Below are 22,935 nucleotides of genomic sequence, written 5' to 3' on the forward strand. Positions count from 1 at the left end.
TATTCAGATAGTTAAAAATGTTCCTTACAACCTTAGTTTGAAACTTTGGCAAAGTGTATACCCCTAAAAATGAGACATCTGAGCTATCGGAAGGGAACGAAAAAGTTCGGAAGTAGGTCGGAAGGAATTTTGGTGAAAAAAGGGTGTAAGGAGGGTGGGGTTAGCTTATAGAGAGCTTATAGGAAGCTTATACGAATCTTGGACGATTGTTATAGAAAGGGTGTATAAATAGTTGACTCATAGTATAATACAGCGATGCAAAAAATGGCAAAAACGGGGTTTCGAGGCGAAAGAAAGAGGAAGAGGCAATAGGCCTTAGGCCATAGGCACTAGGGGGAGTGTGACGGAGAAGCGAAGGTAATGTGGTAAAAATATCCTCCTATACACATATCCAGCAGTCGCTGGCTACCTCGGAGAGGGGGAAGGTAGTGACGGAAAAGGGAAGAAATGACGAGGGACGATTGACGAAGGGAATATGAGAGCATAGCGTGACTGGTAATTTAATTAGCCTATTTGAAAATTAGAGAATTAGGAGATGTGTTTGTGAGTTCTGCTAAAAATATGTACTTTTGCCCCCTAAAAACATCAGAATAATGACTACCGCTATCTACAAACAATTCTTTTTGGGTTTTCTCTTTTTAAGTCAGTTTGTCTTTGCACAAAAGGGATTGGAGGCGCTTATCATCAGTGATGGGGTACTGCTGAAATGCGACAACAGTAAGTTGCCCCGAGATGGAAGCATCGAACTGCCTCGCACTGTAAACAGAATTGCCAAAGAAGCCTTTAAAGATTGTCTTCCACTGAAATCTATCAGCATTGCGGGAACGGTAACTACTATTGAAGAGGGGGCTTTCTCGGGCTGTACTAACCTTACGAAAGTGGAAATATTGCCTAATTCGGTAACCTACATAGGAGCTCGTGCTTTTGCGAATTGTACTAAACTGTTGATAATATATCTGCCTAATTCGGTTACTAATATAGGGGAAGAAGCGTTTAGAGGATGTTCTTCACTGAAAAAGATAGATATTCCGGAAAATGTGAGTGAGCTGGGCAATCGGGCTTTTATGGATTGTTCGGGCTTGCAACAGGTGAATTTTCTCGGCGAAAAACTATCGGTGATTTCTTCACAACTCTTCTACCAATGCAAGCAGTTACAGAAGGCGGTGCTCCCTGAAAGCGTGAAGAATATAAGAAGTAGTGCTTTTGCGTACTGCGAAAACCTCTCTTCGGTAACATTTCCTAAGCAATTGGAGAGTATAGGTGATGATGCTTTTGAGTATTGCAGACGATTGATAAGCATTGATATCCCTGATAGTGTAGTGTTTTTAGGGGCAAGTGCTTTCAACAGTTGTAGCAGTTTGATGAAGGTGAAACTGCCTTACGGGTTACGCCATATCCTAAACGATACTTTTTTGGACTGTACGAGTCTTACTGCTGTTGTGATTCCGGATACGGTAGAGAAAATCAATATACAGGCTTTTAAGAATTGTAGTTCGCTAGTGCGGGTGCAGATGCCTTTGGCACTTACCAATATTTATTACGCAGCTTTCTACGGCTGTAAGAGTTTGCAATACATTGATTTGCCTGATGAGGTAAAATATATAGGAGGTCTTGCTTTTGGTGAATGCCAGAATATACAAACGGTAGAACTACCGAAAGCGGTAACCGTAATTGCTTCGAAGGTATTTTACAACTGCACAAACCTCACAGAGGTAAAACTATCAAAGTTTACGACTTCAATAGGGGTGCAGGCGTTTTACGGTTGCGCGAATTTGAAAGAGCTGAATTTTCCGAGTAGCATAGAAAAGATAGGTTTAGGAGCCTTTGAGAATAGTGGACTTATGGAATTACACAGTAAAGCTACAACACCTCCTATTATAAATAAAATAGGCTACCGCGGTAAAGTGGTAGTGCCACATAGGTCACTAAGTTTATACAGAGAAGCGGTAGGGTGGAAAGATTGTGCTTTGGAATAGTGGGAGGGAAAGGTAAAAGGTAAAAGATAAAAGGTAAAAGATAAAAGGTAAAAGGTAAAAGATAAAAGGTAAAAGGTAAAAGAATGAGATGGACGGAAAAGGTAAAAGGTTAAAGAATGAGGTGGGGAAGCATAAATATTAAAAAAATAATGTAAAAAGTTTGGCGGATTGAAAAATTCGCCGTACTTTTGCCACCCAAAAGCGCACATAAATAGGCGTAATATTACTCACTTATAACACTAATAAGTTATGATTCAATACATTAAAGAGTCTTATGAAGAGCTAACGAACCACGTTACGTGGCCTACTATTTCGGACGCACAGAGAGAAATGGTGGTAGTAGTGGTGTTTTCCATCTTATTTTCATTAGTAATTTGGGGAATGGATTCTTCATTTGAATACCTTATAGGTAAGTATTTTGAATTTATGAAATAAAAACAGCGAGGATGTCTGGATTAATAGAAAAAAAATGGTATGTAATTAAAACCGTTACCGGTCAGGAGAACAAAATAAAGAACTACATAGAGAACGAGACCTCACGATTGGGGTATGCGGACTATGTGGAAGAAGTATTAGTGCCTACTGAAAAGGTGGTTCAGGTGCGCAATGGCAAGAAGACCACTAAGGATAGGGTTCATATGCCCGGTTATGTAATGGTAAAAGTTCACTTAGCAGGTGAGGTAGTGCATATCATTAAGTCTATCCCAGGAGTAGTAGGTTTTTTGAGTGAAACCAAAGGAGGCGACCCACTACCCTTGCGCAAAGCTGATGTAAGCCGTATGCTCGGTCAGGTAGATGAATTGGCTGAGACGGTAGAGACGGTAGCGATTCCGTTTGAAGTAGGTGAAATGGTAAAACTTATAGATGGACCTTTCAACGGCTTTAATGCTACCATAGAGCGCGTGAATGAAGAGAAGCGCAAACTTGAGGTGATGGTAAAAATCTTTGGGCGCAAAACGCCATTAGAGCTAAGCTACACTCAAGTAGAGAAATTGTAACAAAGTCCTCGTAAAAGAGGCATTTAAATAAATTATTAATTATAAACAATGGCAAAAGAAGTTAGTAAAGTAGTTAAACTACAAGCTCGGGGAGGTCAAGCGAATCCTTCGCCACCAATTGGACCCGCATTAGGTGCTGCCGGTGTTAATATTATGGAGTTCTGCAAGCAGTTCAACGCACGTACGCAGGACAAACAAGGAAAAGTGCTTCCTGTGGTTATCACCGTTTACAAAGACAAGTCATTCGACTTTGTTATCAAGACTGCGCCTGCTGCTGTTCAGCTGTTGGAAGCCGCTAAGGTTAAAGGAGGTTCCGGAGAGCCAAACCGTAAGAAAGTAGCAAGTATCACTTGGGAACAAGTGAGAGCAATTGCAGAAGACAAAATGCCGGATTTGAGTGCATTTACAATTGAATCTGCAATGAGTATGGTTGCTGGTACGGCACGTTCAATGGGTATTACAGTAACTGGAGAAAAACCTTTTTAATCGCAAAGCAATATGGCAAAATTAACAAAGAAACACAAAGAAGCTCTTGCAAAAGTTGATAGAAACAAACTCTATTCATTAAAAGAGGCTTCAGCATTACTCAAAGAAATCACTTACACTAAATTTGATGCTTCTGTGGACATTGCAGTGCGTTTAGGGGTAGACCCACGTAAAGCAAACCAAATGGTGCGAGGCGTAGTTACGCTTCCTCACGGAACAGGTAAAGACGTGCGAGTGCTTGCCTTAGTAACTCCAGAGAAAGAAGCAGAAGCTAAAGCTGCTGGAGCTGATTATGTAGGGCTTGATGAATATCTACAAAAGATAAAAGATGGTTGGACAGATGTAGACGTAATCGTTACTATGCCAGCAGTAATGGGTAAGTTAGGTCCTTTAGGACGAGTATTGGGTCCTCGAGGCTTGATGCCAAACCCTAAAACTGGTACTGTTACTATGGAAATCGGGAAAGCTGTACAAGAAGTAAAGTCTGGTAAAATCGACTTCCGTGTAGACAAAACAGGTATCGTTCACGCCTCTATCGGTAAAATATCCTTCACTGCCGATAAGATTGTAGACAACGCCAATGAGTTAATTCAAACATTAATAAAGATGAAACCTACTGCCGCTAAGGGTGCGTATATGAAATCGATTTATCTTTCATCTACTATGAGCCCAAGTATTGCAGTAGATACTAAAACAGTTTAATTTGTAGTTAAAAACCAAAATTATGACAAGAGAAGAAAAATCATTAGTAATAGATAATTTAACTGCACAGTTAGCTGAGAGTAATGTTATTTATGTAACAGATTTAACTGGTTTGAATGCTCAGGACACAAGCGCACTGCGTCGTGCTTGTTTCAAAGCAAATATCAAATTGGCAGTTGTAAAGAACACTTTGCTTGCCAAAGCAATGGAAGTTTCAGAAAAAGAGTTTGGTGAATTGCCAACTATTCTTAAAGGAAATACCTCATTGATGTATGCTGAAGTAGGGAACGCTCCTGCTAAGCTCATTAAAGAGTTCCGCAAGAAATCAGAGAAACCTATCTTGAAAGGGGCATATGTAGATGCAGCTGTATTTATAGGCGACAATCAATTAGACGCCTTATCAGCTCTCAAATCTAAGAACGAAGTTATTGGTGAAATCATTGGCTTGCTCCAATCACCTGCCAAGAACGTTGTTTCAGCTCTTAAATCAGGAGGAGGTAAATTGGCTGGTATCATCAAGACCTTATCTGAAAAATAAAACTAAACGCACAAAATTATTTTTAAACAATTAAACAAAAACGATAGAAAAATGGCAGATTTAAAAAAATTCGCAGAACAATTAGTAAACTTAACCGTTAAAGAAGTAAACGAGCTTGCACAAATCTTGAAAGATGAGTACGGCATTGAGCCAGCAGCTGCAGCAGTAGCAGTAGCCGCTGGAGGTGCAGTAGCCGGAGGTGCAGCAGAAGCTGGTGCTGAAAAAACAGAATTTGATGTATTCTTGAAATCAGCAGGTGCTAACAAATTAGCGGTTGTTAAATTAGTAAAAGACTTAACTGGTCTTGGACTAAAAGAAGCTAAAGAAGTAGTAGACGGCGCTCCTTCAAAAGTAAAAGAAGGTGTTTCTAAAGAAGAAGCTGAAGGGCTTAAAAAATCTTTAGAAGAAGCTGGTGCAGAAGTAGAATTGAAATAATTTTACTTATAAACCCTATAAGGTTTAGGTCTTTTTCAGTAGGAATTAGACCTAAACCATTTTGTAATTTAAGGCAACAATACAACAACGATATTATGGCAAGAGATTTGTGCCATATGAACTTTAAAAAAGTTTAGGACTTTGACAAAGTCTTAACTATGACAAACCCACGACTAACGACTTACTACTAACGATTAAACAATAATATTAAAGTAAAGAAAATGCTTACGAATCAAACCGCAAGAGTGAATTTTGCTTCCGTGAAACACGTTCCTGAATATCCTGACTTCTTGGATATTCAAATCAAATCGTTTCAAGAGTTCTTTCAGATGGAGACCAAATCGGAAGACCGAGTGCACGAGGGATTGTATCATACCTTTAAAGAGAACTTTCCTATATCGGACACTCGCAACCAATTCGTATTGGAGTTTCTCGACTATTTCGTAGACCCTCCTCGCTACACTATCCAAGAATGTATAGAACGCGGTCTTACTTATAGTGTGCCTCTGAAAGCCCGATTAAAGCTTTATTGTACTGACCCCGAGCACGAAGATTTTGAAACTATCGTACAAGACGTTTATTTGGGGACAATCCCTTATATGACGGCAAGCGGAACATTCGTTATCAACGGAGCTGAGCGTGTAGTAGTATCGCAGTTACACCGTTCACCAGGGGTATTCTTCGGTCAGTCGTTTCACGCTAATGGTACTAAACTCTACTCTGCACGTATCATTCCTTTCAAAGGTTCGTGGATTGAGTTTGCTACCGATATCAACAACGTGATGTACGCCTATATTGACCGTAAGAAAAAACTCCCTGTTACAACACTCTTCCGTGCGATTGGGTTTGAACGCGATAAAGATATATTGGAAATATTCGACCTTGCAGAAGAAATAAAGGTTTCTAAAACAGGGCTTAAAAAATACATCGGTCGTCGTTTAGCTGCCCGTGTACTCAACACTTGGCACGAAGACTTCGTAGACGAAGATACCGGAGAGGTAGTATCTATCGAGCGTAATGAGATTATCCTCGACCGCGATACTGTACTCGATGAAGATAACATTCAAGAAATCTTAGAAGCTGATGTAAAGACCATTCTTCTTCACAAAGAAGATAGTCAGGCTACTGATTATACCATTATCCACAATACTTTACAAAAAGACCCTACCAACTCTGAGAAAGAAGCAGTGGAACACATTTACCGACAGTTGCGTAATGCTGAGCCACCCGATGAGGAAACTGCTCGCGGTATTATCGACAAGCTATTCTTCTCAGACCAACGTTACAACTTGGGAGACGTAGGGCGTTACCGTATCAACAAAAAATTGGGCTTGGATACCCCTATGGAAAAGCAAGTGCTTACCAAAGAGGATATCATCACCATCGTGAAATATTTGATTGAGCTCATCAACTCTAAAGCAGAGGTAGATGATATCGACCACTTGTCTAACCGCCGTGTGCGTACGGTAGGAGAGCAATTGGCAGCTCAGTTTGGCGTAGGTCTTTCTCGTATGTCGCGCACTATCCGCGAACGTATGAACGTACGTGACAACGAGGTATTTACTCCTATCGATTTGATCAATGCGAAGACCCTTTCTTCTGTGATTAACTCGTTCTTTGGTACAAACCAATTATCTCAGTTTATGGATCAAACGAATCCATTGGCTGAGATTACTCACAAACGCCGTTTGTCCGCCTTAGGGCCTGGAGGTTTGTCGCGTGAGCGTGCGGGCTTCGAGGTGCGAGACGTACACTATACTCACTACGGACGTTTGTGCCCTATTGAAACCCCAGAAGGACCAAATATCGGTTTGATATCTTCGTTGGCGGTATTCTCGAAGGTAAACGGTATGGGCTTTATAGAAACGCCTTACCACAAAGTTACTAATGGGAAGGTAGATCTTAAAGATATGACCTACCTCACTGCCGAAGACGAAGAAGGACTCAAAATTGGTATGGCTAATATCGCATTAGACGATAAAGCTAATATCATTGAGGAAAAAGTGGTTGTAAAAGAAGATGGTGACTTTCCTGTAATTGAACCTAATGAAGTACAATATATAGACGTGGCGCCTAACCAAATCGCTTCTATTTCGGCTTCCCTTATTCCGTTCTTGGAACACGACGACGCGAACCGTGCATTAATGGGCTCGAATATGATGCGTCAGGCAGTACCTTTGTTAAGACCTGAAGCGCCTATCGTAGGAACAGGTTTGGAACGCCGTGTAGCTTCAGATGCCCGTGTGCTTATGAACGCAGAGGGTGATGGTACAGTTGATTATGTAGATGCTGATAAAATCATTATCACTTATGACCGTACTGATGAACAAAAATTGGTGAGCTTTGATGCTGATGAAACAGTATATAACCTTATCAAATTCCAAAAAACAAACCAAGGCACTTGTATCAACCTAAAACCGATAGTTGAAAAAGGTGAGAGAGTGAAAAAAGGTCAGGTGTTGTGTGAAGGTTATGCTACTGAAAACGGAGAGTTAGCACTCGGTCGTAATATGAAGGTAGCGTTTATGCCTTGGAAAGGTTATAACTTTGAGGACGCGATTGTGATTTCGGAACGCGCTGTACGCGAGGATTTATTTACTTCTATCCATATTGATGAATACGCTTTGGAAGTGCGTGATACTAAATTGGGAGCCGAAGAACTTACCAATGATATCCCTAACGTATCGGAAGATGCGACCAAAGATTTGGACGAATACGGTATGATTCGCATTGGAGCAGAAGTACGCCCAGGGGATATTCTTATCGGTAAGATTACTCCTAAAGGAGAATCAGACCCTACCCCTGAAGAGAAACTCCTCCGTGCTATCTTCGGTGATAAAGCAGGTGATGTGAAAGATGCTTCTCTAAAAGCTTCACCTTCACTTTACGGGGTGGTTATCGACAAAAAATTGTTCTCACGTGCGGTAAAAGACAAACGCAAACGCAGTAAAGATAAAGAAGATGTAGCACAATTAGAAGCTGATTACAACGCTAAGTTTGAAGCTCTTCGCTCTAAATTATTGGAAAAACTATACAGTTTGGTAGCTGAAAAGACTTCGGAAGGAGTAGTAAACGACCTCGGTGAAGAAATTGTGCCTAAAGGTAAGAAATATACTAAAAAAGTGCTTGAAGGCATTGAGGATTATGCTCATCTTACTTCTGCAGGTTGGACTGACGATAAGCACATCAACGGTCTTATAGACGACCTTTTGCACAACTATCGCATTCGTGAAAATGACCTACAAGGAGGATTGCGTCGCGATAAATTTACCATTGCTGTGGGAGATGAATTACCTGCAGGTATTCTAAAATTAGCTAAAATTTACGTGGCTAAGAAACGTAAGCTAAAAGTAGGAGATAAGATGGCTGGTCGCCACGGTAACAAGGGTATCGTAGCACGTATCGTTCGCGATGAGGATATGCCTTTCCTTGAAGACGGAACTCCGGTAGACATCGTGTTGAACCCTCTTGGGGTACCTTCACGTATGAACATCGGTCAGATATACGAAACTGTATTGGGTTGGGCAGGACAAAAGCTCGGCAAGAAGTTTGCAACTCCTATCTTCGATGGAGCATCGCTTGAGCAAATTAACGAGCTTACCGATGAAGCAGGCGTACCGCGTTTCGGTCATACTTACCTATACGATGGTGGTACTGGTGAACGTTTCGACCAAAAAGCAACTGTAGGTGTGATTTATATGATTAAGCTCGGACATATGATTGACGATAAGATGCACGCTCGTTCTATCGGTCCGTACTCACTTATCACCCAACAACCTTTGGGAGGTAAAGCCCAATTTGGTGGACAACGTTTTGGAGAGATGGAGGTATGGGCATTGGAGGCTTATGGAGCATCTAGTACCTTACGCGAAATCTTAACTGTAAAATCCGACGACGTAGTAGGTCGTGCAAAAACTTACGAAGCGATTGTAAAAGGTGAGACAATGCCAGAACCAGGCTTGCCAGAATCTTTCAACGTATTGATGCACGAACTTAAAGGTCTTGGATTGGATATCAGACTTGAAGAATAATGATTAATTATTAATGGTTAATGGCTAATAATTAATTATTGAAATTATAATAAAATTCCAAACTATTGAATATTCAGTAGTTTGGAATTTTTGTTTTATATAGGAATTAGATAGCAATAAGATAGATTATTTACTACAATTTTAATCCTTTTAAGGCCTCTAATAGTATTTCTACTCTTTGTTTGGAACTCTCGAAGAAAGCATCAGTTTTTACAATTTAGCGCCCTCCCATAGCGTCCAAAAGTTCATTGTTCTTTTGGGTGATAGTAGCGACTTGCTGTAATAGATTTTTTAGTTCTTTCATCATTATTCTTTTGGGATACAAAATTAGGAAATTAAAGTCAAAATATTGTTTTTTGCTGAAAAAAATGTATATTTGTGCGTTTTCTTTCTAAAAAGAATTATTATGCAACAACTTTGACAATAATACAGAATACCAACCCTGATTACTTTTTGGGGCATTTGATGAATATAAGGCTCAATGATAACTATCGCATTAGCTTAGAAACTATTAGCGGATAATAATACTGAACATACCAATATGAATATACGTCCTGTTATCACAACTGATATAGCCTTATTGCAGGCTATTGGCAAGCAAACTTTCTACGAAACTTTTGCTGAGACTAATACTCCAGAGGATATGGAGCAATATCTCACTACGAGTTTTGGAACAGCCAAAATACAGCAAGAACTATCAAATCCAGATTCTCTTTTCTTCTTTGCCGAAGAAGAAAATGAGGTGATAGGTTATTTGAAGCTCAATTTTGCCTCTGCTCAAACAGAACCACAAGACCCTAATGCAATGGAAATAGAACGTATCTATGTGTTAAAAGAATTTCACGGCAGTGGGGTAGGTCAAGCGCTTTATCAAAAAGCTATTGAAGTAGCTAAAGAGCGAAAAGTATCTTATGTGTGGTTAGGTGTATGGGAGAAGAACGAGAGAGCTTTGCGTTTTTACCAAAAAAATGGATTTGTAGCTTTCGATGCACACATCTTTATCTTAGGCTCTGATGCTCAAACCGATATTTTAATGAAACTGTCGATGTTTTAAGATATGAAAATGTTATATGCAAAAAGAACATACAAGGTTAAGATAAGGATCGGCAATACAACTCTCTTTGAGTTGATTTTGAAAGGATGAAATCAATAAAAATATTTAAAATGATACGTAACAAAACACTTATTTTCTTTTTACTCATATTATCTGCTTGTGGCAAACAAGCAGGAGAAGATGAACAGCAGAAGCATCGTAGGTAAACTGTAAAAGGATAACAAACATTTAAATAACATCCGACTATGAAAAAGTTCATAACATTAGTAGCAGCATTTGCCCTTGTGGCTTGCGGAAAGGACAGCAACGGAGGCGGCGGAGAGGATCCGATCGACCCCAGCGTAGTGTACAAAACTTCGGGCGACCTTTTCGGAAAGAACTATGTGGCAAAGGGGACCGTTTTTACGCGAAGGGTAGACAAAGAAATGCCTCTCGCGCCTAATTCAGCAGCGATTGCAAAGAAAATGAGATCGCTGGCAACCAATCCTTACGGGGTGATCACCACTATTACTCGTCAGCACTATAATTACACCATAATTATTGTAGATAGTAATGATAAGAACCAGCATTATGCTAATTTTATCCCCGAAGGGCACTATGAGCGAGACGAACCTGACATCTATAAATACACGGGAGGGCGTCAGCCTATCGTGCACGATGCCAAGCCTGCCGCTGGGAACGATGCGCATATGGCGGTGTACGACGTGGCAACAGGAGTGATGCGTCAGTACTTCGGAGTAACGTATGTGAACAGCGGTGAGTACAAGTTTAAAGGCTCGGGCTACTTCATTGCCAAGCCAGGACTGCGCGGGCTCGCTAAGGACAACTATTGGATGCGCCTTACCAAAGGCGGTAGCTCGGTAGTGGGAATGCTCAATCCGCTGTCGCAGATCGGTATCGAGGAAGTGAGGGCAGGGGAGATCAATCACGCCCTATCGTTCACCATAGCGCACGCCCGTAAAGGCTTTTCGTGGCCTGCGAAGGCTGGCGATGGCGATCTGGACGATGCCGACGCCCCAATGGAAGGGCAATGGTGCCGTATCGACCCGAAAGTGGACTTGGATAAACTCGGATTGGGTCCTATGACCCTGATGATTGCCAAGGCGGTGCAGAAATATGGGGCTTATGCCGCTGATAAGAACGCATTTTGCCACACTTTCACCACCGAGCACGGCATTTATGAGCTTGCGATCCACGGGTTAGACCCTTGGGAACACGATGGGGAGTTTGAGAAGAAGTACGGCAAGTTCGATAACATCAACGACTTCCCTTGGGAGCTCACACAATGGGCACCTGTTGACTGGGGAAAAAAATAAACGTAGGAATCTTTTGGAGCAAATCTTATTAGCCTACAAAGCGGAAGATACCCAAGTATTGGCTGAAAAGTTTGATATTTCGGGAGAGTTTTTAGAAGAAATCTATGAAATGTTCGATTTTGTAGAAGATAAAAGCGTATTGCACCTTTTCCCAATAGAAGAAATGGATAAAAAAGAAGGTCGTAGCACGACGGGCGGAGAAAATTAGCAAATTAGCAGATTGGAGAATGAGATAAATGCCAATAATACCAAATAATACCAATAATACCAGAAATAATCAACTTTGCCAAAGGTGCGAGCCACACAGGCAGTGTGAGCCACACAGGCAGCCGTAGCACGGCAGGCGGGGAAAAATTAGCAAATGGGGAAAGGTTGAGGAGTTCGGAAGGAAACGGAAAAGTTCGGAAGAGGGGAGGAAGGGTTTTTGATGAAAAAAGGGTGTAAGGAGGGTGGGGTTAGCTTATAGAGAGCTTATAGGAAGCTTATACGAATCTTGGACGATTGGTATAGAAAGGGTGTATAAAAAGCTGATTAATAATATAATACAACAACGCTAAAAATGTTAAAAACGGGATTTCGAGGCGAAAGAAAAAGGAAGAGGCAATAGACCTTAGGCCATAGGCAGTAGGAAATAACCTCCCCCTAGCCCCCTCAATGAGGGGGAATGTGGCGAGTCATTTATTCGGTAAGCCCCAAAATTCCCGAAGGGGGACAAGCTGGAAAAGGTGACAAACCTCCCCCTTACACATACTTTGCTTTCGCCGGGCGCATACCCAGCTATTGCTGGCTACTCCCCGGAGAGGAGGAAGATAGTGACGGAAAAGAGAAGAAATGACGAATGACCAGGAACGAATGATGAAGGTAATACGGAGGAGATTTCAACTTTGAGAAAGGGCGTAGGACGACAAGGAAATTAGAAGCTTTGGCAAAGATAGTAGCAGGACAGGCAAGTAGAAACTTTGAAAGTGTAAAAGTTTGAGACTTCGATAAATTTTATGCTACTAACTATCAACCTCTTAAAATATTCTTCTAAAAATATTACGAAAAAATAATTGCTATTTTAAAAAATAGTTGTACTTTTGCACGATATTTTGTAAATAGGCTTCGTGGGGAGACCTCTATGAAGCCCCATAAATTTATTATATTCACCATAAATAATATGGCAAGAGAAAAAAATACAGCTGTTCCTAAATTTGATAAGATTTCGATTGGTTTGGCCTCTCCTGAATCTATCTTAGCCGTTTCACGCGGTGAGGTTACTAAACCTGAAACTATCAACTATCGTACTCACAAACCTGAACGCGACGGGTTGTTTTGTGAGCGTATTTTTGGTCCTGTAAAGGACTATGAATGTGCTTGTGGTAAATACAAACGCATTCGTTATAAAGGCATCGTCTGCGACCGTTGTGGCGTGGAAGTAACCGAGAAAAAAGTACGCCGCGAAAGAGTAGGACATATCAACCTTGTGGTGCCTATCGCTCACATTTGGTATTTCCGCTCATTACCTAACAAAATAGGTTATTTGTTAGGGCTTCCTTCGAAAAAGTTGGATATGATTATCTACTACGAGCGCTATGTAGTTATCCAACCAGGTATTGCCAAAGGACCAGAAGGTGAAGATTTACAATACTTAGACTTTCTTTCAGAAGAAGAATATCTCGCTATTACTGAGAGTCTTCCTGCTGATAACCAATATTTAGAAGATACTGACCCTAATAAGTTCATCGCTAAAATGGGGGCTGAGTGTCTTCTTGAACTCTTAGAACGTTTGGATTTAGACGCACTTTCTTACGACTTGCGTCACAAAGCTAATAACGAAAGTTCTAAACAACGCAAAACTGAAGCTCTTAAACGCTTACAAGTGGTGGAGGCGTTCCGCGAATCTCAAAGAAACCGCGAGAACAAACCTGAATGGATGATAATGAAGGTGATTCCTGTGATTCCGCCTGAATTACGCCCGTTAGTACCGCTCGATGGGGGACGTTTTGCGACTTCCGACCTTAACGATCTTTACAGACGTGTGATTATTCGCAATAACCGTCTAAAACGCTTGATGGAAATCAAAGCTCCTGACGTGATTTTGCGCAATGAGAAACGTATGCTTCAAGAGTCGGTAGATTCACTTTTCGACAACACACGTAAATCATCAGCTGTAAAAACAGAGTCTAATCGTCCGCTTAAATCACTTTCTGACTCATTGAAAGGTAAGCAAGGGCGCTTCCGTCAGAACCTCCTCGGTAAACGTGTAGACTATTCAGCACGTTCGGTAATTGTGGTAGGTCCTGAACTCAAAATGTACGAATGTGGTTTGCCAAAGAATATGGCAGCCGAACTCTATAAGCCGTTTGTAATACGTAAGCTCATCGAGCGCGGTATTGTGAAAACGGTGAAATCAGCTAAGAAAATCATTGACAAGAAAGAGCCCGTAGTATGGGATATCTTGGAGAATGTAATTAAAGGTCACCCTGTACTACTGAACCGTGCTCCTACTTTGCACCGTTTGGGTATTCAGGCATTCCAACCTAAGCTCATTGAGGGGAAAGCAATACAGTTGCACCCGCTTGTGTGTACAGCGTTCAATGCCGACTTCGACGGTGACCAAATGGCGGTGCACTTGCCATTAGGTCCTGAGGCTATCTTAGAGGCACAACTCTTGATGTTGGCTTCACACAATATCCTCAACCCTGCGAATGGTTCGCCTATTACTGTACCTTCACAAGATATGGTCTTGGGGCTTTACTACATCACCAAAGGTCGTAAGTCTACCCCTGAACATCCTATTAAAGGGGAAGGCTCAGTTTTTTATTCAGCAGAAGAAGTGAATATCGCTTATAACGAAGGAAAGCTCAGCTTAAACGCTTTTATTAAAGTGAAAGTGCGTGACCTCGACGAAAATGGCAATGTGTATTACCCCGTAGTAGAAACAACCACTGGACGTGTGCTCTTCAATGAGCTTGTACCTTTGGAAGTAGGCTACATCAACGAGGTACTTACCAAAAAATCATTGCGTGATATCATCGGTCGTATCCTTAAAGCTACTAGCATTCCTGTAACGGGAGACTTCCTTGACAAAATCAAGAATATGGGATACCGTTTTGCCTTTAAAGGCGGATTGTCGTTCAGTTTAGGCGATATCATCATTCCACAAGAAAAAGCGGATATGATAGCCGAAGCTAACGGACTCGTAGATGGTATTATGATGAACTATAATATGGGGCTCATCACCAACAACGAGCGTTATAATCAGGTAATTGACGTGTGGACATCAACCAATGCACAACTTACTGAATTGGCGATGAAACGCATCAGCACAGACCAACAAGGGTTCAACTCAGTGTATATGATGCTCGACTCGGGAGCGCGTGGTTCTAAGGAGCAAATTCGTCAGCTTACCGGTATGCGTGGTTTGATGGCAAAACCTAAGAAATCGAGCGTAGGGGGTGGTGAAATCATTGAGAACCCTATCTTGTCAAACTTTAAAGAAGGGCTATCTATCCTCGAATACTTTATCTCTACCCACGGTGCCCGTAAAGGTCTTGCCGATACCGCTTTGAAAACAGCCGACGCAGGTTACTTAACTCGTCGTTTGGTAGACGTATCACAAGACGTGATTATTAATACAGAAGACTGTGGAACCTTGCGTGGAGTAGAAGTACGTGCCCTCAAAAAGAACGAGGAAGTAGTAGAAACTCTTGGCGAGCGCGTTTTAGGACGTGTATCGCTCCACGATGTATACAATCCTCTCACCGAAGAACTTATTGTGGGTGCTGGTGAAGAAATTACTGAAAAAATAGTAGACAAAATAGAAGCCGCTCCTATTGATATGATAGAAGTGCGCTCGGCTCTTACCTGTGAAGCAAAACACGGTATCTGTGCAAAATGTTACGGACGTAATCTCTCTACGGGACGTATGGTACAGAAAGGGGAAGCCGTAGGGGTAGTTGCTGCCCAGTCTATCGGTGAACCAGGTACCCAGCTTACCTTGCGTACCTTCCACGCAGGTGGGGTTGCGGGTAACGTATCAGAAGAAAATAAAACTGAAGCCCGTTTTGACGGTGTACTAGAAATAGAAGACTTACGCGTAGTTCGTGGTAAAGACAACGAACAAAACCCTGTGGACGTAGTAGTGCGTTCATCTGAGCTCCGCGTGCTTGACCCTACTACCAAAATGGTACTTCAAACACACGATATTCCTTATGGAGCGCACATCTTTGTAAAAGACAAAGAAGAGGTGAAAAAAGGAACTTTACTCTTCCAATGGGATCCCTATAATGCGGTAATCATCTCGGAATACTCTGGTAAAATCGCTTATGAAGATATCGAACAGGGAGTTACTTACCAAGTAGAAATAGACGAGCAAACAGGCTTCCAAGAAAAAGTGATTGTAGAATCGCGTAACAAGAAGTTGATTCCTACCTTGCTCATCACTGATAAGAATGGTGAGACGCTCCGCTCTTACAACTTGCCTGTGGGTGCTCACATTATGGTGGACAACAACAGCAAGATTGAAGAAGGTAAGGTGCTTGTGAAAATACCGCGTAGCTCTGCCAAAGCTGGGGATATTACAGGGGGGCTTCCTCGTGTTACCGAGCTCTTCGAAGCACGTAACCCATCGAACCCTGCCATCGTATCCGAAATTGACGGGGTAGTATCGTTCGGTAAAATCAAACGCGGTAATAAAGAGGTAATCGTTACCTCACGCTCGGGCGAAGAACGCAAATATTTGGTGAAATTATCGAGCCAAATCTTGGTACAAGAAAACGACTTTGTACGTGCAGGTAAACCACTTTCTGACGGCTCTGTAACACCTGATGATATCTTGCGTATTAAAGGACCATCGGCAGTACAACAGTATTTAGTAAACGAAGTACAAGAAGTATACCGCTTGCAAGGGGTGAAAATTAACGATAAACACTTTGAGGTTATCGTTCGCCAGATGATGCGTAAAGTGGAAATCCAAGACCCAGGTGATACTCTTTACCTCGAAGGTCAGTTAGTTCACAAAGACGACTTTATCGAAGAAAACGACCGCTTGTTTGGTAAGAAAGTAGTAGAAGATGCCGGAGATTCCGAAAACTTAAAAGCTGGACAGATAGTGAGCTTACGTGAATTGCGTGATGAGAACTCACTACTCAAACGCTCCGATAAGAACTTGGTAATCGCTCGCGATGTGATTCCTGCTACTGCTATGCCAGTGCTACAAGGTATCACTCGTGCATCGTTGCAAACCAAATCGTTTATCTCAGCAGCTTCTTTCCAAGAAACTACGAAGGTATTAAATGAAGCAGCGGTAAGTGGTAAAGTAGACTTCCTCGACGGTTTGAAAGAAAATGTAATCGTAGGTCACCGTATACCAGCAGGTACCGGACTTAAAGAATACGAGAAAATCATCGTAGGCTCTAAAGCTGATTTAGAACCCGTAGTAGAAAAGAAAAAATCGAGATAACCAATGGACGGAGTAGAAGAAAAAGAAGGACAGTTGAGCATTGAGCTCGACGACAAGGTTGCCAAGGGAGTATACTCTAACTTAGCAATTATCAACCACTCGTCTACCGAGTTTGTAGTCGATTTTGTGAGCGTAATGCCAGGGATGCCCAAAGGGAAGGTGCGCAGTCGCATTATCCTTACCCCTGAGCACGCCAAACGCCTGCTATTCGCCTTAGATGATAATATCCAGAAGTTTGAACAAGCCAATGGCACTATCACCAATAGCGACGACCGTCACGCCATTCCTCTCTTTGGTGTAACCGGACAAGCCTGATTTAATTACAAATAATTATAACTTTGCCAAAGATGTTAACCGCCTATGCGGCTCACACCTTTGGCATTTTTTTATTACACTTTCTTCAAAAGCAATTCCTTTTTTAGCTTTTTACCTTTTATCGCCCTACTAAACTTATTTTTAATGTCGTTTTTCTTCAATCTATACTTCTCTCATACATAGCGCATTATATACCTCCCCTATACCAATCGTCCAAGATTCGTATAAGCTTCCTATAAGCTCCCCATACCCAAAATACATCTCTACTACCAAAAAAATATATCATTTTCTTACCTTTCCTTTTTCTCAATAAATCAATGATTTAAGTATTTCTATTACAAAAACATTGATTATTTTGGTACTATGTATTGCATAATACTTATTTTTGTCGTATCTTTGCCCCGAATTTAAAAACATCAAAACTATGGAAGAATTTAATGTCGAAAAAACAAGAACACAAATGCGCAAAGGCATCTTAGAAATGTGTATTCTTTCCATTATTGACAAAAACAAAGAAGCTTATGTTTCCGACCTGATTGAGGCGCTCAAAACAGCTGATATGATAGTGGTCGAAGGAACGTTATACCCTTTGCTTACCCGATTAAAAAACAGCGGGCTACTTACCTATCAATGGAAAGAATCTACTTCAGGTCCTCCTCGTAAATACTACATCCTAACCGAATCAGGCAGACGCTTCCTAAACGAAACCGTAAAAGCCTGGCGTGATTTACAAACAATGATTGATAAAATTATTTAAATTATGGACAAAATAAAAAACATCAGTTTGGGTGGTTTTTCTTTTATCATCGAAGAGACCGCCTACAATGCCCTCAATAACTATCTCAATGAGGTGCGTAATCATTTGAACCAAAATACCGATAGAGAAGAAATTCTCTACGATGTAGAGCAACGTATGGCTGAACTACTCAAAGTTCGTCTTAAAGAGCGCGAAGTAGTAATTGGTCAAGACGTGCAATATCTTATAGAAGTATTAGGTCGTCCCGAACAATACGTTGAGAGTGAAGAACCCTCTTCTGCTGAAACCAAATTTACCTTTTCTTCTTTGAAAGGGCGAAAGCTATACCGCGATATCGATGATAAGAAAATCGGTGGCGTACTCTCAGGCATAGCCCATTACCTTCAATACGACGTTACTTGGGTACGCATCTTCTTTCTATTAGTCTTACTGGTGAATATCTTCATTCTTCACTTTTTTACCTCTGCTCTGTTACTCTTGTATATTGCGTTTTGGGCTGTGGTACCTCCCGCACGCACAGCCGCTCAGAAGTTAGAAATGAAAGGTGAAGCCGTAACCATCGATACCCTTTCCAACTTCTCTTTTACGAGCAAAGAAACCCTAAAACCTCAAAGGAATGGCTTCCCTGTCTTACTGAAAGTAATACTCTACTTTATTGCGATTCTATTACTATTGCCATTGCTTATATCCTTAATAGCCGTAGTGCTCTCCTTATTTGGTATAACCGTATTCGGAAGCATTAGTCTGCTTGCCCTTAACGATTTTCTTCCCTTTATAGTGGCGGCAACTTGGCAACACTCTTTGTTGTACCTTTCAGCAGTATTATTACTCTTGTTTCCTGTTTCAGTTATTTTACTGCTTTGCTTCAAACTTTTTGTAAAGGATTTTCATACCCCAAAAAGCTGGATAGTGTTCAATGTGCTGAGCTTAACCATAGGTATCATAGGAGGTTTCACAGTCTTAGGAACTGTTTTAAGAGACTTTACCTCCGAAACCGTTATACAAGAAAAAATACCCGTTGTTACCACTTCCGATACTTTGGTAGTACACCGTAACTATACTCACAAAACGAGTCTTATGGGTATCAAAAACGATAGTCTTGTGGTTGCCGATTGTAATTTCAATGTTAATGAATTACCCGAAGGCGCACAGCCCTATATTGAAGTCTCTACCCATTCAAGAGGCAGAAACATAGGTCAAGCCGAACAATATACTAAAAATATCCATTATACCTTACAAGTGAAAGATAACCAAATCACTATCCCTGAAACCTATCAAATAGCAAAAGGAGATTTCTATCGCGCACAACGCCTGCAAATCACTCTATTTGTACCCAAAGGTAAGGAAGTAAAAAGAGATTAATGTAATTTTTTTGTTATTCGTAATTTGTAATTCGCAATTATTTCGTACTTTTGCACGGTTTTTGTTATAAGATGAAAATCTATAGAATTTAAATACGTAATTAACTAATAGAATGAAAAAATCATTTATCTGGGTTGCCTTAGCAACTTTCCTATTTGTGGGCTGTCGGGCTACTAAAGTTAGTGCCGATATGGACAAAGCTCCCGCAACACCTTTAGCTCAGAAAACTTACAATGATGCTACCCTCAAAGGTTGGCCTCACGAAGGTTTTAAACAAAACTTCCCTGGACTGAACTTGCAAGAAGCCTATGCCCTACTCAAAGGTCTTACCCCTAAAAAAGTAATCGTAGGAGTGGTAGATTCCGGTGTGGATATCAACCACGAAGACCTTAAAAACGTAGTGTGGGTAAACACTAAAGAAATTCCTGACAACGGAATTGACGACGACAAAAACGGTTATGTAGATGACGTACACGGCTGGAACTTCCTCGGTAATATCGCGCAAGAAAATACCGAGATGACTCGTATTTACAAAACTAAGGATAAGAAAAATCCTGATTATGCCAATGCTAAAAAAGAATTCGATAAAGAAACTGCTGAAACTAAAAAACGCAAAGGCTATTATGAGCAACTTATCCAAATAACTGAATTTGCCGATAACAACTTGCGTAAAATCACAGGTAAAGAAGTGTATACCGCCAAAGACATCGATGCTGCTACCAAAGGCAAAACTTTCGATGCGCCCACTACCGAGATGATTCAGTTTATGAAACAGCTATTAGCAGATGTCTCTAATTCTGGTGATATCAAAAAAGAACTCAACGACGCTATCGAGTATTTCGATACAAAACTGAAATATCACCTCAACCCCGATTTTTCACCTCGTAAAACTATCTTAAAAGATAATGAAAACGACTTTACCAAAAAGTATTACGGCAATAATAACGTAATAGGTCCCAATACCAAAGATGCCTTACACGGCACACACGTGGCAGGTATCATTGGTGCTGAACGCAATAACGGAATCGGTATGAATGGGGTTGCTGATAATGTGCTTATTATGGCAGTACGTGCTGTCCCCGATGGTGATGAGTACGACAAAGATGTCGCTCTTGCTTTGCGCTATGCAGTAGATAACGGAGCCAAAGTAATAAACACCAGTTTTGGTAAAGCTTTCTCTCCTCACAAAGAATGGGTGTATGACGCTATCAAATACGCAGCTTCTAAAGATGTTCTTATCGTGAACGCTGCGGGTAACGACTCTCAGGATATCGACGTGAAAGATACTTATCCTAACGACGAAGTAAACAAGAAAGAAATCTCCGATAACTTCCTTACCGTAGGGGCTTTGAACTACGAATATAACAAGAATTTAGTAGCCTCTTTCTCAAACTATGGTAAACGCAATGTCGATGTATTTGCCCCTGGAGTAAAAATCTATTCTACCACTCCTGAGAATAAATACGAATTCTTGCAAGGAACCTCAATGGCTTCTCCCGAAGTTGCCGGAGTTGCAGCCTTGTTGCGCTCTTACTTCCCAAGTCTCAGTGCAGCCGAAGTGAAGAAAATCATTATGGAGTCTGGTGTAAAAGTAGATATGAAAGTACTCGTAGGTGAAGATGATGATGAAGGTAAAAAACGCAAAGAAATGAACTTCGCCGACCTTTCTACTACAGGTACTATTGTAAATGCTAAAAATGCAGTAATCTTAGCCGCTAAAATTACTAAAACAAAACTTAGCAAATAGAAATTTACATAATACAATGAAAAGCCGTGTGAGAAATTCTCACACGGCTTTTTTCATATTTGCCTGTTATTCATAAGTCATTAGCATTTTAAATGCCTGTCGCGCTACGACTGCTACGACTTATTTATGAGCGTTGTAAAGCTCAGCAACTTTCGCCCAATTAATCACGTTAAAAAACGCCTCAATATAATCAGGACGACGGTTCTGATAGTGCAAGTAATAAGCGTGTTCCCACACATCTAATCCCAAGATAGGAAAACCTCCGCAACCAGTGTTAGGCATTAGCGGGTTATCTTGGTTTGCAGTAGAGCAAATCTCAAGCTTACCTCCTTTGTGTACACAAAGCCACGCCCAACCAGAGCCAAAACGAGTAGCCGCAGCCTTGCTAAAAACTTCTTTGAAAGCTTCAAAACTTCCGAAAGCCTCTTCAATCGCCTTAGCCAATTCTCCTGTAGGTTTACCTCCGCCATTAGGGCTCATCACTTCCCAGAAAAGATTGTGATTGTAAAAACCGCCAGCGTTATTGCGAAGAGCAGCGTTGTTCATATCAAGTGAGGTAAGAATTTCCTCAATAGTTTTGCCTTCTACCCCTGCTGGAGCCAAAGCCGTATTCAGGTTCGTGGTATAAGCGTTGTGGTGCTTAGTATAGTGTATTTCCATTGTACGCGCATCGATGTAAGGTTCAAGCGCATTGTAAGCATACGGTAATTTAGGTAATGTAAACATAGTATTTCCTTTTTAAATTTTTAGCAAAAGTACTATAAAAGTTAATTGGTTGAGATACTTTAATGATAGATTTTCCTTATATAGGTATAATTATATTTTGGAAAGTATAATTATTTTCGTACTTTTGCAAGGTATTTTTCTTTTACAAAAACCCACTACCCTATAATTATGAAACATTGTATCTTTTTTCTCCTTTATAGTCTTATTTTAGCTACTTATGCCCAAGAGCTTTCTCTTTTAGACCGCCTTTCTGCTATTAAAAACGGCGGTAAAGATTTTTATGCTATTGATGGCTATATCATTACTAATGAAAATTTGAACCTCCCTTTTGATGAGAAAGGATTCAAAAAAGCTTACCGCAAACTAAAAGTAACAGCGCAAGAAGCTACTGCCAATCCTCGTGTGCTTGTTGATAACTATATGGTAGTAAAAGAAACTGACGAGGGAGTGCAAAGTTTGTATTTTGTAAAAAACAAAGCTAATAATATTGCTCTTATTTATTTTACCAAGCTCAAAAACAGAGAACCTGAGGTAGAAGAAGCCTTAGTAAATCTCATTGTAGAAAACAAAATTCCCGAAGATAAATACGCTCCTACTGATGCGAGTAGTATCAATTTCGCAGGCAGAACCATTCCGCTAATGGATGACTGTTATTTTACGGGTATTAACATTGTACTATGCCCTTATAATGGCGGGATGAACTGGGATATATACCGCACCTTGGAAGACGCCCAACAAGCCGTTGCCGACCAGTTTGCTGTGAACACACAGCGCAAAAGTGTCAAACCGACACAAGAGGAAGAAGTAGACGTTATCTTTGAAGAAGTGCCTACCAAAGCCAAGAGAGTAGTGTTTGACCTCAAAGGGGTAACTTCGCTTTTAGCCGGAATGTCCGGTGGCAAAACACTTACGGTATACTATGTAGCACAAGTGGTGCGCAATCGTCCCGTGGGCTGTGTGATGAGCTTTTGGAATAACGATAATATCAACTCCAATACAGGTTTACCCTTGCTTTTAAGCCGTGTAATGCGATTGAAATAAACAAC

At 40.9% G+C, this 22,935-nt stretch carries 17 protein-coding genes and 2 pseudogenes; 18 read left to right on the forward strand and 1 reads right to left on the reverse strand.

Going from position 1 to position 22,935, the window contains the following annotated elements:
- The first annotated feature begins 593 nt into the window (after window positions 1-593).
- The 17 genes and pseudogenes from HMPREF1321_RS07095 (at window position 594) to HMPREF1321_RS07170 (ending at window position 21,163) form a co-directional block, all read left to right on the forward strand.
- Window positions 594-1,976: a leucine-rich repeat domain-containing protein gene (locus tag HMPREF1321_RS07095; RefSeq protein ID WP_009422013.1), complete on the forward strand. Its 1,383-nt coding sequence runs from the start codon at window positions 594-596 to the stop codon at window positions 1,974-1,976.
- Window positions 1,977-2,225: 249 nt separating this feature from the next.
- Window positions 2,226-2,411, forward strand: coding sequence for a preprotein translocase subunit SecE (secE, locus tag HMPREF1321_RS11610; protein ID WP_002673667.1), 186 nt, complete (start codon window positions 2,226-2,228; stop codon window positions 2,409-2,411).
- Between the two features lie 11 nt (window positions 2,412-2,422).
- Window positions 2,423-2,974 carry a transcription termination/antitermination protein NusG gene (nusG, locus tag HMPREF1321_RS07100; protein ID WP_002673668.1) on the forward strand — a complete coding sequence of 184 codons (552 nt, stop codon included), beginning with the start codon at window positions 2,423-2,425 and terminating at the stop codon, window positions 2,972-2,974.
- A gap of 48 nt (window positions 2,975-3,022) precedes the next feature.
- Window positions 3,023-3,460 (forward strand): 50S ribosomal protein L11, encoded by a 438-nt coding sequence (rplK, locus tag HMPREF1321_RS07105; RefSeq protein WP_002673669.1) that lies wholly within the window; start codon window positions 3,023-3,025, stop codon window positions 3,458-3,460.
- A gap of 12 nt (window positions 3,461-3,472) precedes the next feature.
- A complete protein-coding gene (gene rplA, locus HMPREF1321_RS07110) occupies window positions 3,473-4,162 on the forward strand; it encodes a 50S ribosomal protein L1 (protein WP_002673670.1) in 690 nt (229 codons plus the stop codon).
- Between the two features lie 22 nt (window positions 4,163-4,184).
- Window positions 4,185-4,700, forward strand: coding sequence for a 50S ribosomal protein L10 (gene rplJ / locus HMPREF1321_RS07115; protein WP_002673671.1), 516 nt, complete (start codon window positions 4,185-4,187; stop codon window positions 4,698-4,700).
- Between the two features lie 51 nt (window positions 4,701-4,751).
- Window positions 4,752-5,135 carry a 50S ribosomal protein L7/L12 gene (rplL, locus tag HMPREF1321_RS07120; RefSeq protein ID WP_002673673.1) on the forward strand — a complete coding sequence of 128 codons (384 nt, stop codon included), beginning with the start codon at window positions 4,752-4,754 and terminating at the stop codon, window positions 5,133-5,135.
- A 221-nt stretch (window positions 5,136-5,356) separates the two neighbouring features.
- Complete coding sequence (gene rpoB / locus HMPREF1321_RS07125; protein WP_009411590.1) at window positions 5,357-9,166, forward strand: DNA-directed RNA polymerase subunit beta; 3,810 nt, start codon at window positions 5,357-5,359, stop codon at window positions 9,164-9,166.
- A 541-nt stretch (window positions 9,167-9,707) separates the two neighbouring features.
- The gene (locus HMPREF1321_RS07130) at window positions 9,708-10,220 is read left to right on the forward strand and encodes a GNAT family N-acetyltransferase (protein WP_009421998.1); all 513 of its coding nucleotides are present in this window, start codon (window positions 9,708-9,710) and stop codon (window positions 10,218-10,220) included.
- A gap of 245 nt (window positions 10,221-10,465) precedes the next feature.
- Window positions 10,466-11,536 (forward strand): hypothetical protein, encoded by a 1,071-nt coding sequence (locus HMPREF1321_RS07135; RefSeq protein WP_009422024.1) that lies wholly within the window; start codon window positions 10,466-10,468, stop codon window positions 11,534-11,536.
- Window positions 11,514-11,741: pseudogene (locus HMPREF1321_RS07140) on the forward strand (hypothetical protein); the annotation flags it as partial. The gene HMPREF1321_RS07135 and the pseudogene HMPREF1321_RS07140, both read left to right, overlap by 23 nt.
- 459 nt (window positions 11,742-12,200) lie before the next feature.
- Window positions 12,201-12,349 (forward strand): annotated as a pseudogene (locus tag HMPREF1321_RS12405) (phosphinothricin acetyltransferase).
- A gap of 346 nt (window positions 12,350-12,695) precedes the next feature.
- Window positions 12,696-16,982, forward strand: coding sequence for a DNA-directed RNA polymerase subunit beta' (gene rpoC / locus HMPREF1321_RS07150; RefSeq protein ID WP_009421992.1), 4,287 nt, complete (start codon window positions 12,696-12,698; stop codon window positions 16,980-16,982).
- A gap of 3 nt (window positions 16,983-16,985) precedes the next feature.
- Window positions 16,986-17,297: a DUF3467 domain-containing protein gene (locus HMPREF1321_RS07155; RefSeq protein WP_002673689.1), complete on the forward strand. Its 312-nt coding sequence runs from the start codon at window positions 16,986-16,988 to the stop codon at window positions 17,295-17,297.
- A 424-nt stretch (window positions 17,298-17,721) separates the two neighbouring features.
- Complete coding sequence (locus HMPREF1321_RS07160) at window positions 17,722-18,054, forward strand: PadR family transcriptional regulator (protein ID WP_002673691.1); 333 nt, start codon at window positions 17,722-17,724, stop codon at window positions 18,052-18,054.
- A 3-nt stretch (window positions 18,055-18,057) separates the two neighbouring features.
- Window positions 18,058-19,416, forward strand: a complete 1,359-nt coding sequence (locus HMPREF1321_RS07165; RefSeq protein WP_009422007.1) for a PspC domain-containing protein — start codon at window positions 18,058-18,060, stop codon at window positions 19,414-19,416.
- A 112-nt stretch (window positions 19,417-19,528) separates the two neighbouring features.
- Entirely contained in the window at window positions 19,529-21,163 is a 1,635-nt protein-coding gene (locus tag HMPREF1321_RS07170) for a S8 family peptidase (RefSeq protein ID WP_009422022.1), read from the forward strand.
- 120 nt (window positions 21,164-21,283) lie between these two features.
- Here HMPREF1321_RS07170 and HMPREF1321_RS07175 read toward each other — a convergent pair whose 3' ends face one another.
- Entirely contained in the window at window positions 21,284-21,889 is a 606-nt protein-coding gene (locus tag HMPREF1321_RS07175) for a superoxide dismutase (protein ID WP_009422009.1), read from the reverse strand.
- Between the two features lie 168 nt (window positions 21,890-22,057).
- Here HMPREF1321_RS07175 and HMPREF1321_RS07180 point away from each other — a divergent pair, with 168 nt between their 5' ends.
- A complete protein-coding gene (locus HMPREF1321_RS07180) occupies window positions 22,058-22,930 on the forward strand; it encodes a hypothetical protein (RefSeq protein WP_009421988.1) in 873 nt (290 codons plus the stop codon).
- Window positions 22,931-22,935: the final 5 nt, after the last annotated feature.

It is taken from the genome of Capnocytophaga sp. oral taxon 412 str. F0487 (genome assembly GCF_000271925.1).
Lineage (GTDB): Bacteria > Bacteroidota > Bacteroidia > Flavobacteriales > Flavobacteriaceae > Capnocytophaga > Capnocytophaga ochracea.